Source organism: Campylobacter sp. 7477a (assembly GCF_014892335.1).
GTDB classification, from domain to species: Bacteria; Campylobacterota; Campylobacteria; order Campylobacterales; family Campylobacteraceae; genus Campylobacter_A; species Campylobacter_A californiensis.
Map to the genome: position 1 here is coordinate 21,836 of NZ_JADBJH010000013.1, position 11,759 is coordinate 33,594.

At 35.1% G+C, this 11,759-nt stretch carries 11 protein-coding genes and 1 pseudogene; 9 read left to right on the forward strand and 3 right to left on the reverse strand.

Annotation, left to right across the window (positions count from 1 at the left end):
* Genes CCAL5182_RS07250 through mnmH form a run of 7 tightly spaced genes read left to right on the forward strand, consistent with a single transcriptional unit; the run spans position 1 to position 6,833 of the window.
* On the forward strand, positions 1 to 2,244 hold the full coding sequence (locus CCAL5182_RS07250; protein WP_336610636.1) for a hypothetical protein: 2,244 nt from the start codon (positions 1 to 3) through the stop codon (positions 2,242 to 2,244).
* Positions 2,241 to 2,942, forward strand: a complete 702-nt coding sequence (locus tag CCAL5182_RS07255) for a tRNA1(Val) (adenine(37)-N6)-methyltransferase (protein WP_336610637.1) — start codon at positions 2,241 to 2,243, stop codon at positions 2,940 to 2,942. The genes CCAL5182_RS07250 and CCAL5182_RS07255 overlap by 4 nt, the downstream gene beginning before the upstream one ends.
* Positions 2,939 to 3,307 (forward strand): YkgJ family cysteine cluster protein, encoded by a 369-nt coding sequence (locus tag CCAL5182_RS07260; RefSeq protein ID WP_169971677.1) that lies wholly within the window; start codon positions 2,939 to 2,941, stop codon positions 3,305 to 3,307. The genes CCAL5182_RS07255 and CCAL5182_RS07260 overlap by 4 nt, the downstream gene beginning before the upstream one ends.
* Positions 3,283 to 4,542: a tetratricopeptide repeat protein gene (locus CCAL5182_RS07265; protein ID WP_336610638.1), complete on the forward strand. Its 1,260-nt coding sequence runs from the start codon at positions 3,283 to 3,285 to the stop codon at positions 4,540 to 4,542. Before CCAL5182_RS07260 ends, CCAL5182_RS07265 begins: the two co-directional genes overlap by 25 nt.
* Positions 4,539 to 5,336, forward strand: a complete 798-nt coding sequence (gene trpC / locus CCAL5182_RS07270; RefSeq protein ID WP_336610639.1) for an indole-3-glycerol phosphate synthase TrpC — start codon at positions 4,539 to 4,541, stop codon at positions 5,334 to 5,336. The genes CCAL5182_RS07265 and trpC overlap by 4 nt, the downstream gene beginning before the upstream one ends.
* Positions 5,336 to 5,821, forward strand: a complete 486-nt coding sequence (locus CCAL5182_RS07275; protein ID WP_169936037.1) for an HIT family protein — start codon at positions 5,336 to 5,338, stop codon at positions 5,819 to 5,821. The genes trpC and CCAL5182_RS07275 overlap by 1 nt, the downstream gene beginning before the upstream one ends.
* Positions 5,808 to 6,833 carry a tRNA 2-selenouridine(34) synthase MnmH gene (gene mnmH / locus CCAL5182_RS07280; protein ID WP_336610640.1) on the forward strand — a complete coding sequence of 342 codons (1,026 nt, stop codon included), beginning with the start codon at positions 5,808 to 5,810 and terminating at the stop codon, positions 6,831 to 6,833. Before CCAL5182_RS07275 ends, mnmH begins: the two co-directional genes overlap by 14 nt.
* Here mnmH and CCAL5182_RS07285 read toward each other — a convergent pair whose 3' ends face one another.
* Positions 6,834 to 8,378 (reverse strand): inorganic phosphate transporter, encoded by a 1,545-nt coding sequence (locus tag CCAL5182_RS07285; protein ID WP_169936039.1) that lies wholly within the window; start codon positions 8,376 to 8,378, stop codon positions 6,834 to 6,836.
* 160 nt (positions 8,379 to 8,538) lie between these two features.
* On the opposite strand from CCAL5182_RS07285, the gene CCAL5182_RS07290 reads away from it, so the two are divergent.
* Together CCAL5182_RS07290 and CCAL5182_RS07295 are read left to right on the forward strand one after the other, a co-directional pair.
* Positions 8,539 to 9,444, forward strand: a complete 906-nt coding sequence (locus CCAL5182_RS07290; protein ID WP_336610641.1) for a Ppx/GppA phosphatase family protein — start codon at positions 8,539 to 8,541, stop codon at positions 9,442 to 9,444.
* A gap of 45 nt (positions 9,445 to 9,489) precedes the next feature.
* Complete coding sequence (locus tag CCAL5182_RS07295) at positions 9,490 to 9,933, forward strand: GatB/YqeY domain-containing protein (RefSeq protein ID WP_336610642.1); 444 nt, start codon at positions 9,490 to 9,492, stop codon at positions 9,931 to 9,933.
* Positions 9,934 to 9,957: 24 nt separating this feature from the next.
* Here the strand turns inward: CCAL5182_RS07295 and CCAL5182_RS09070 are convergent.
* Together CCAL5182_RS09070 and CCAL5182_RS07305 are read right to left on the reverse strand one after the other, a co-directional pair.
* Positions 9,958 to 10,674, reverse strand: a pseudogene (locus tag CCAL5182_RS09070) (methyl-accepting chemotaxis protein); the annotation flags it as partial.
* A 553-nt stretch (positions 10,675 to 11,227) separates the two neighbouring features.
* Entirely contained in the window at positions 11,228 to 11,728 is a 501-nt protein-coding gene (locus CCAL5182_RS07305) for a PAS domain-containing protein (protein WP_336610644.1), read from the reverse strand.
* Positions 11,729 to 11,759 lie beyond the last annotated feature (31 nt).

Consider the following 11,759-nt stretch of genomic DNA (forward strand, 5'->3'; position numbering starts at 1 on the left):
TTGAAGCTTCTCGTATCGGCTATCTTTTTAACTTTTTTTACAATTCCTATATGGATAGGACTTAGTGACAAAAACACTGAATTTCAAGAGGGTGAACGCCAACATCCTATCCATCTCATCAGCTTTGAAAATTTACCTCAAGAAGAAAAGGCTAAGTATATAAGCAAGGATGATTTGTTTGAGTATGGCGGTTATATAACTCCAAAAAGCTATACTCAAAATTTCGTCTTAAACGATGAAACGCAGTTAAGTACTAACGTCGAGGAGCTTCAATCTTTAGTACGCGAACTAGCTAGTAAAAATGCGATTTTAGCACAAGATAATATCGATATGAGTGAGAAAAATATCGAATTTATAAGCAAGGTAAATTTACTAAAAGAGGAATTCGAAAACGAAAAGGAGCTTATAAATCAAAAAAATTCTCATAATCTAACGGAGCTTGAAGCACAGCACTTTATCAACATAGAAAATATAACTAAACGCTTAAACGAAGCACAAGCCGACATGATAGAAAGCTCTAAGGCTTATGAGAAAAAGATAGTTGACCTTGAAAACGCTTTAAATGAATTAAGTATTAGCGACAAAAACTATAAAGCTCAAATGCAAGAGAAATTTGCCAAGGAAAAAGATCAAGCAGAGGCAAATATAAGCGCCTTAAGCAGCCAAAACATCGAGTTATTGTCCAAGGTTAAAGAGCAAGCTCAAAAGATAGATGAGCTTAATGAAAATATCTTACAAATGAGAATTCTAAGCAAAAATGAGCTTGAAACTTTACAAAACGAGCTTGAACAAGAAAGAAATGACGCTTCAAATTTAAGTTTTAAACACAATAAAGAGCTTAGAATCATAACTGAAGGGTTTGAAACTCAAAGACTTGTTATGGAGGATGAGCTTTCAAAGAAAGCAAATTCCGTGCTAGACTTAAAAAAGAGCTTAGAAGATACAAAAACCGCTCTTGATACAAGCCGCTATGAGCTTAAGCTTTTGCAAAAAAGTTTACAGGCTAAAGATGATACAGCTAAAAATTATAACGGTCAAAACTTGGAATTAAACGCAAGTTTGATGGCTTTAAAAAAAGAACATGAAACATTAAAGGATAGAAATTTAAAAACCGAAGAAGAGCTTAAGACAAGTAATGCAATGGTCTTAAGTATGGCTAAAGACCTTGAAAAACTAAAGCTAGAAAATACAAAATTTAAAGAACTAAACGCATATGCAGATAATGACATAAAAGAGTTAAAAGCAAAGCTATCCAATGCTCAAAAAGAATTTGGCGAGCTAAATGCCCAGTATCTAAAAACAAATGAGACTTTGCAAAAAAATGCTAAAAATTTAAATGAACAAAGTGTAGCTATCATCGATCAAAATAAAAAAATTAGCGAAACAAATTTAAAGCTTGATGAAATGACTGCCAAATTTGTCGATAAGCAAGCAGAAGTAAAAAATTTAGAAAATAATATAAGCGAGCTAAATTTAAAACTAAACAATAAACAAATCGAGCTTGAGGCTCATCAAAGAAGTTTAAAGATAGATAGGCAAAATTATGAAATTTTACGCCAAGAGATAAATATGCTTGAAAAAAAGGCGGAACAAAATTTACCTCCAAGCGAATACAATGCAACGGCAAGTATAACGATAAAATCCCTAAAAAACGAGCTTAAAGAGGCTAAAAGGTTAGCACAAGATAGTAATGAAACCATAAAAGAGCTCACCGATAAGATAAAGCAGCTTCACGCAAGGCAGTCAAATAGCACAAGTGAGCAAATCGCGGAGCTTCAAAAAGATATAGAGCAAAATTTAGACAAGCAAGATGCTTTAGAGGATGAAAATGCAAAGCTAAAAATGATACTTGAAGCGCAAACGAAGCCAGAAATTCCTACGAAACTCGTGCTTATCTCTAGCCTTGAGTGTATCGATATGGATGCAAGAGATAAAATAAGCGTAATGTGCAAAAATCGCGTGAGTGAATTTTTGCAAAGATTTACAGCAAATTATATTTATGAAATCACCCCGATAGTTGATCAAAAGAACTTTGTTATACCGCAAAATGTCGCACAAAATATCAAAAAAGACGAGCTAGGACGACTTAACGAGTATGTAAACTATGGTGTTGGTAAAGAAAGAGCAAAGGCTGCAGCTGAGCTTGTAAAAGATGAGTTCGGAGAGTTTGCTCGCATAAGCTTTAGCTCGGAAATGATAGTTAAAAACAATGCAAGAGGCTTTGTTTTAAAGGTTTATAGATGATCCTTTCTCAGCTTAAAGACGGATATAGATATAACTCCGATACGCTTATGCTTTATGGGTTTATTTGTGAGAATTTAAATCCATGGTTTAAAGGCAGGGTGCTTGATGTTGGTTGCGGATGTGGAATTTTGGGTCTTTTGTTGAAGCGAGATTTTAGCGGAATGCAGCTTAGTTTGCTTGATGTGCAAGAGATAAATTTAGACATTTCGCGTAAAAATGCCGCAGAAAATTTTCTTGAGATTAAAACTATAATGGCTGATTTTAACACATTTAAAGACGGCAATAAATTTGAGCTTATCGTTTCAAATCCTCCGTTTTATCACGAGGGCGTCAAACAAAGTCAAAACAAACACACTGCAATTAGCCGTTATGCGTCGTTTTTGGGTCTTAGGGAATTTTTATATAGTGCAAATCAAAATTTAAAGTCAAATGCAGAGTTGATATTTTGCTATGATGCTATTTGCCTTAACGAAATTTTCACACTTTTGGATGAATTTAAGATAAAACCTATTTGCATCAAATTTGTTCATTCAAAAGAGCAAAGTTGTGCGAATTTAGTTTTGATCAGAGCCAAAAAAGGCTCTCGTTCAAAGTGTAAAATTTTACCGCCTATTATATTAATGAAAGATGGTAGTTACTCAAAAGAGGCAAATGAAATTTTTAAAAAAGCGGATACAAAAAGTAAGGGTTATGAATGAAGCAAGATGGTTTTGAGTGGGAATTTGACCCTAGTTTTTGTGAAGAGTGTGGCGGCAAATGCTGCACTGGCGAGAGTGGATATATCTGGATAGATGAGGGCGAAAGTAGATTTTTAGCTGAGCATTTGGGGCTAAATGAAGATGAATTTAAAGAAAAATTTCTAATAAAAGTCGGTAAAAAATTTAGCATAAAAGAAAAAAGTCATGAAGATGGATATGCTTGTGTGTTTTTTGATGAGATAAATAAAAATTGTTCTATTTACGAGTTTCGTCCATCACAGTGCAGAAGTTTTCCGTTTTGGGACTATTTTAGAAAAAATTTAGGAGAGTTAGAGAGAGAATGTATTGGCGTAAAATTTTTATAACCGCTTCTTTGTTTTTTGCTATTTTTATTACAAATATAAACGCCGATGACGAGTTAAATTTAAGCATACTGCAAGCACTTACACTGCAAAATGATGGCAACATAGAAAATTCTATCGTTATATATGAGGAGCTTTTTGAAAAAACCAAGCAAGTTGCTTACTTAAAAGAGGCGTTAAAGCTAGCCTATGCGTCAAGTAGTCCAAAGCTTAAAGAGCTTTTGGAAAAAAGCGAGGTTTCACTTAAGGATGATAGTGAATTTATACGTATCAAGGTTGCTGATATGGTAAACGCAAAACAGTTTTCATATGCCAGAAATATCATGAGGGATTTGGTCTCAAAAGAGCCAAACGTAAGAAATATCTTGATCTTAGGCACGATATGTATGCTACAAAACGATAGCATAACGGCGTTAAGGTATTTTGAAGAAGCTTATAATTTAGATAAAAATGAAGAAACGCTATTGCGTATAGTCGATGTTTTGATAAATCAACTTGAAAAGCCACAAGATGCACTTTCGTATTTGCAACGATACAAGGATGAGTTTGGTTGCACGATAAAAATTTGTGAAACGATGTCTGATTTATATTTGCAAACACAAAATTTTACCAAGATGGTAGAAATTTGCGAAGAACTTTATGCTATCAGCCAGAATAAAAATTATCTTGAAAAGGCACTGCAAATTTTCATTTACGATAAAAATTATAAAGCCGCTGCTGAGTTTTTGAAAAAATATAGCTATAATGATACAGTCTTAATGGAAATTTACGCTACCATGAAAAGCTATGGTGATGCTTATGTCCTTGCCGTTAAAATTTATAATGATACTAGGGATCTTGAATTTTTAGCAAGGGCTGCTGTTTTTGAGTATGAGATGTATGACAAACACGAGCAAAAACAACTTGAAAGCGTAATAGATAAATTTGAAGCAAGTGTGGTTAAGCTTGATAAAGAAATTTATCTAAACTACTACGGGTATTTGCTCATAGATCATGATGTGGATGTAAAAAAGGGTATAAGTCTTGTAAAAAGAGCTCTTGAAATTTCACCTGATTCTCCGTATTATCAAGACTCTCTTGCATGGGGATATTATAAGCTTGGTGACTGCAAAAAAGCAAAAGAGATAATGCTAAAGGCTATACAGGACTTTGAATTTAAAAATACAAAAGAGGCAAAAGAGCATTTAAATTTAATAGAAAAGTGCATTAAGAAATCAAACAAAGGGTCTAAAAAATGATACTTGACGAGATCATAAACAAAACACAAGAGGATCTTGAAGAACGAAAGAAGAAGTATAAAATGGATTGGTTGGAGCGCGCTTACAGCGCTAATCCTTATGTTCCAAGAAATGTTATATCTGCGCTAAAAAGCACAAAAGACGAACCTCTTAGAATCATCGCTGAAGTAAAAAAAGCAAGCCCTAGCAAGGGCATAATCAGAGAGGATTTCACCCCTTTAAGTATAGTAAAAGAGTATGAGACCGCAAATGTTAATGCTATAAGCGTTTTAACCGAACCTCATTGGTTTAAGGGTAATGTTGAGTATTTAACGCAAATAAGACGATATACATCAACGCCCCTACTTAGAAAAGATTTTATCGTAGACAAATATCAACTTTTAGAAGCATTGATATTTGGTGCGGATTTTGCTTTACTTATAGTAAAAGCGCTAAGTTTGACCAAGCTAAAAGAGCTTATGGAGTATGCAAAAAGCATAGGACTTGAAATTTTAGTCGAAGTGCATGACATGAAAGATCTTGAAAAAGCCTTAGAAGTTGGAGCAAAGATAATTGGTATAAATCATAGAAATTTAGACACATTTACCATGGATATGGGGCTTTGCGAAAAGCTTGTGCCTGTTATCTTAAAGGCCTCAAAAGACAAAGTGATAGTTGCAGAAAGTGGGCTTGAGAGCCACGAACAACTTATGGAGCTAAATAAAATCGGTGTTGACGCGTTTTTGATAGGAGAACATTTTATGCGTAAAAAAAGTATCGCTGAGGCTGTAATATCAATAAAAGGAGGTATGTGATGGAGCATCTTTGTGCGCCATGGAGAAGTGAATATTTTGGCTCAAAACCCGACGGATGTGTCTTTTGTAATATCATAAATCATCCAGAAAACGATGATAAGGCGGGAGTTTTATTTCGAGCGAAGTATTGTTTTGGGATAATGAATCTCTATCCGTATACCCCCGGTCATTTTATGGTTATACCACTTAAACACACGGATAAGATAGAGGACTTGCAAGACAATACTTGGCTTGAGATGAGCCGTTTTGTAAGAGAGGGTGTTAAAATTTTAAAAAATGAGCTTCATGCAGAAGGCGTAAATATAGGCATGAATTTAGGCGCTGCAGCCGGTGCAGGGATAGCCGAGCACGTGCATTATCATCTAGTGCCTAGATGGAGTAGGGATACAAATTTTATAACTACGATATCTGATGTTAGAGTAAACGGAGTTCCGTTTCATCCTCTTTTTGAAAAGTTAAAAAAGGCATTTAGTGCCATTATCTGAACTTGAAATAAATCCGTGGTTGGAGAAAAAAAACGAATTTGAAATTTTAATCGACGCCAGAAGCCCACATGAGTATGCATATTCTCATATAAAAAATGCGCAAAATTTATATGCGCTAAATGATAAAGAACATCACGAAATAGGCTGCATATACAAAGAAAACAGATCTTTAGCAAAAGTTCTTGGTGCAAAATACATATCCGAAAATTTGCAAAATATCATAGATAAGGTTTATGATAGCTGTAAGGTTGGCTCAGTTGTTGGGATATACTGCGCAAAGGGAGGCATGAGATCAGCCTCGATAGCAACCGTTCTTAGCATGATAGGATATAGAGTTGTTAGGCTAAACGGTGGATATAAAAGTTTTAGGGCACATGTAAGACAGGCACTAGAGTCAAAGGTTGATACTAAATTTATAACACTTTTTGGCAATACTGGTTGCTTTAAAACCAAACTCATAAAGGCGCTTTCTCCGTCTATAAACTTAGAAAATATAGCAAATCATTTAGGTTCGGTTTTTGGCGAGATAAACGGGGCTCAGCCAAGCCAAAAAGCATTTGAGGATGAATTGTTTTTTGAGCTTAATAGGCTAAAAGGTGAAGTTTGTTTTGCTGAAGGAGAGAGTAGAAAGATAGGCTCGCTTACTCTTCCTGCCACTTTACATGAAGCTTTAAGAAGCGGTGTTTGTGTTGAAGTAAAGGCTGGCTTATCGCGCAGGATAGAGTGCATAATGCAAGACTATCAAAACGTGGATGATAAATATTTTTATGCTTGCATGAGCAAAATTTCTCCTTTTATAGAAACAAAAGCAAAACAAGAAGCCATAGAGGCATTTGGGCGTAACGATATAGCAAAAGTGAGTGAAATTTTACTAACAAAATACTATGATAAGGTCTATAAAAAACCAGCAAAGATAGATATTAGTATAAATTCTGATAATTTTGACGAAGCACTTTTAAAGCTTAATGAGATAAGAGAAGAGGTTTTACGAGGAGAATTTCCTCGTAAATGATTAAAGACCCAAGATATTTTCTAGTCCAATATAAATAACAGCCGATGATATAGCTGCCGTAGGCAGTGTGATAACCCATGCAAGAAGTATAGGTTTTACCATGTTCCAGTTTGCGTTGTTGTTTACTATGCCGATACCAAGCACTGCCCCGATAAGTATATGTGTAGAACTTACTGGTATGCCAAGCTTGGTTGCCAGTAGTATCACAAGGCTGGCCGCAAACTCTGCACTAAATCCTGTAGTAGGAAGTATCTCGGCTAGTTTTGAGCCGATTGTAGTAATAACCTCTTTGCCTAAAAACCAAAGTCCTATAACAAGAGCTATACCAAAGGTAACCATAGCTACGTTAGGTATAGGTGAGGCTTCATTTATTGTGCCTGTTTTTAATACATCAAGTATAGCGGCAAATGGACCTACCGCATTTGCAATATCGTTTGCGCCGTGAGAAAAAGCAAAAGATGATGCGGTAAAAATTTGAAACCAAGAAAATATCCTGTTTATGCTTTTTTCGCTATCGTTCTTGTTCATGACATTTATGATGGCAAAGCTGGCAAGATAAGCTAACGCGCCTATAACAAATATAATCCATATCGTCTGGATCGTGCTAACTGTTAAATTTAAGTGCTTAAGACCCTTAAATAACATCATGCCTGATATCACCATAGCGGCAAAGCTTGCTATAAAAGGTATGTGTTTTTTCATTGCGCTAAATGTATCAAGAGCTTTTTCGCGCTCTTTCATCTTTTTGATGTTTGATTTGTATTCGCTATATCCGTTGTTTTCTATGTCGTCTTCATCGATCATTGCCATTCTTGTTATGGTTGAAATTTGCACATCTTTAGGAAGGCTTTTAAGCGATCTTATAAATTCTTCTTTGTATGCCTTTCGCTCGTTTTTTAGTGCTTTTAAAGATAACTTTAGCTCATGTGTTGGCTCCAAGATCTTTCTTTTTATGTATTTATAGATCATATAAGATACTGCGCCACCAAGTAGCGGAGAGATCACCCAGCTAAAGACTATGCTTCCTATGCCTTTCCAAGAGATCATACCAAGCGCCTCTTGACTCCCGTATGTTGTGTACCCCATGATCACACCGGCTCCTACGATACCGCCTACGATAGAGTGTGTGGTTGAAACAGGAAGTCCTCTTTTTGTAGCGTAAAAAAGCCAAAGTCCGGAGCTTAAAAGAGCAGAGGTCATTATCGCTACGAATTTCATAGGGTTCATCCCATCTTCTGGGAATTTTATTATGCCGTTTCTAATGGTTGCCGTAACTTCCGAACCTGCAAATATCGCGCCACTTAACTCAAAAATAGCTGCGATAATAAGAGCTTGTTTTAGCGTTAGAGTTTTTGCCCCAACGCTTGTTCCAAAGCTATTTGCCACATCGTTTCCGCCGATGTTAAATGCCATGAAAATACCAAAAATACTTGCTATGGAAAATAAAAAGAAGTGATTTGTTGGGATGTATTGATACCCCCATATAAAAAAGCCGCCACTACAGATGGCAAATATAAACAAAGCTAATAAATTTTCCCTTGACAAAAGCAAAATAGCCTCCTTTGTAATTGTGTCAGCATTATATCTTGAAATTTATTAAAGTTTTTAGAATTTTTATGTATGAAATTTATTATATAATTACTTTCAAGCAAAACAGATAAAATACATAAAATTTTATGTATTTTATAAAAATAAGGGATATAAAATGATAATAGCCATAGACCTAGGTTCAAATACTTTTCGTCTAAATTTAATGCAAAATTTAAATGGAAAATATGAAATCATCGATACTTTTGAGCGTATAGTAGGATCTGCAAGAGGACTAAAAAGAAGTGGTAAGATATCAAATGAAGCAAAAGAGGATATATTTAAAGCTATAGCGCAGGCAAAAGAGAAATTTGACTTTGATAAAATAAACCATATAGCTGTTGCCACGCAGGCATTTAGAATGTCTAGTAACGCGGATGAAATTTTTAAGGAGATAGAGCAAAAATTTAATGTCAAATTTAAAATAATAAGCGGCGAAGCCGAAGCAAAACTTACATTTTTAGGTGTTAAAGAAGCGCTTAATGGGCTTGGCATGGATACTAAGAACTCTGTTTTTATAGATCTTGGAGGCGGAAGTAGCGAGATAAGCAATGGAGATAATTTTAAAAGCTTTGAGTTTGGTATCATTACTTTTTGCGATCAGTTTGACAATGATATCTCTTTGATGAAAAAAAATGTTGCAACTACCACCAAAGAAGCTAAAGAATTTCTAGCTAAATTTGATAAAAAACATATCATTTTAACATCAGGTGTGCCGACAACTATGGCAGCGTTAAAGCTTGGTATGGGTTATGATGATTATGACAAAAGTAGAGTAAACGGATACAGGTTGTTTAAGGATGATTTTGATGGGCTGATGTGTGAAATTTTAAAATTTGATAACGAAAAAGCCGATAAACTCCTAGGTAAAAATCGCAAAATGCCGATGCTTGGTGGTATGCTTTTGTTAAAAGAACTTTTGTGTAACGAAAAAGCCGAACTTGTTGTCATAGATGATGGTCTTAGAGAGGGTGTCGGGGTGGCGTATTTTAATAAAAGCCTAGATGAAATTTTAAAATTTTAGCCTATTTTTGATATTATTTCGGGATAAATTTTATAAAGGAAGATCATGAGCATAAGAGAAGAAATTTTATCTGATATCAAAGAGGCCATGAAGGCTAAAAATGAATTTTTAAGAGATACGTTGCGCACTATAAATGCTGCTATAAAACAAGTCGAAGTCGACAATCGTATAGAAATGACCGACGAAGTAGTGCTACCGATACTTCAAAAAGAGATCAAGAAAAGACAAGACTCTATAGAGCTATATATAAAAGGTGCTCGCGAGGAGCTTGCTAAAAAAGAGCAAGAAGAGATAGAGGTAATATCAAAATACCTACCGCAACAATTAAGCGATGATGAGCTTGAAGCAGTGATAAAAACCATCATAGTAAAGCTTGGTGCTAGTAGTGTTAAAGATCTTGGCAGTGTAATGAAAGATGCTAAAGAGCAAATAGGGGCAAAAGCCGAAGCAAAACGTATAAGCGAAGTTGCAAAAAGGCTTTTGTCATAATCAAATAAGGCTAGTTTTCTAGCCTTATTTTCTATTTTCTTGGTTCATTTCGTTGTATAGTCTAAAAATTTCGCTACTTATTTTTTCTAACTTACTAAATCTATCTGCAAAAACTTCTAAATTCGAAGCATTGTATCCTTCTTTTGCCTCTGTTAAATTTGTAGAGATTAAAGAGTTAAAATCCTCTATCAAAGGTCTTATTTTTGCATAAGAGGTGGTTTTAGAAAATTTTTGAGCGCATTCATTCTCATACCATCCAAGAAGATCCTCTCCTGTTTTTAGTATCTCTTCTTCAGTATGTTTTCTCTCGTTTATAACATCAGAATAAGCCGTTGTTTTGTATACGATTTGTGTTATTTTTGCTATTATGCTAAATGTTTTATCTACTACATATCTTGACGTAGAAGCCGTAGTTTGCGCATCTTGGTTAAATTTATAAAGTGTTTGCTCAAACTCTTGCATGCTAGCTCTTGCAGCTTTTGCTATCCTGTCGATCTCTTGTGAATTTGAGTGTATATCTCTTGCCTCTTGCTGCAATGTTTGGATGTTTATACCTATCTCGCTTGTTGCCTTTTGTGTATTTTCGGCTAGTTTTTTAACCTCATCGGCAACAACTGCAAAGCCTCGTCCATGCTCGCCGGCACGTGCTGCTTCGATGGCTGCATTAAGAGCAAGCAGATTTGTTTGCTCTGCTATATCTTTAATTAAATTTACAACAGATGATATGTCATCTGTTCTTGTGCTTAGAGTATGGATGGCGTGATTTGAGTTGTTTATAAGTCCGTCAAGTGAGTTCATTTGCTCATTTAACTCGCTTAAGCTAACTAGTGTTTCATTTGCATTTTTAGCTGTTTCGTTTGCTATGGATGTCATTGTTTCTAGGTTATCTATGCTTTCGTTTAGATCCACTTGAACCTCTTGCATGCCTTGGTTGCCGTTGCCAAGCTTGTCAAATTTCTCTGAAAGTATGCCTCTAACTTTGCCTTTTTGACCGGCTTTTATACCGTCAACTCCTGCACTCATAGAAAGGGCATTTGTTTGAAAAGTGCCGCGAAAACCTTCGGTAAAGATATTTCTATATGTTATACCGCTTTGAGCTGAATTTATACATGTGGAAATTTCTCTTTGAAGTGCTTCTACTTGATCAAGCAGGTCGTTTATGCCAAGGGCTATCTCTCTTAAAGGATGATTTGGGTTTATGTTTATTATGCGAGGCTCTAAAATACCATTTCTAGCAGACTTGATAACATCTAAAATTTCATCATAATTTTCCATTTTTTTATTAAAAAACATATCAAAGCCTTTGTAAATTATTTATAAATTCATTATACGTAACTTTTTTTTCGTTTAAAATTTCATTCAAAGCCTTAAATGAAGCCTCGATACCGCCGCGTTTTTCTATTTCAAGTAGCTCTTTGTAAAGCGGTTCTATAATTTTGATAGCTTTTTTGTTAGGTTTTCTTCTTACGGAGTAGTAACCTACGATTTTATTGCCTGCGTCAAGTGAAGCGGTGACATTGGCAAACACCCAGTAAAATCCACCATCAAAGCTTTTGTTTTTAACATAGGCAAAAACTTCTCTTTTTTCTTGGATATGTTCCCATAGGATTTTAAAAACAACACGTGGCATATCGGGATGACGGACGATATTGTGCGGTTTTCCCAAAAGTTCTTTTTGCTTAGCACCTACAATCTCCAAAAAAGGCTCGTTACAATAAGTTATTTTGCCTTTTGTGTCTGTTTTGGATACTAAAAAAGCATTTACATCAACTTCATGTTCATTGTTTGTAAGCATTTTATACTCCTTCTCATGCAATACAATTAAT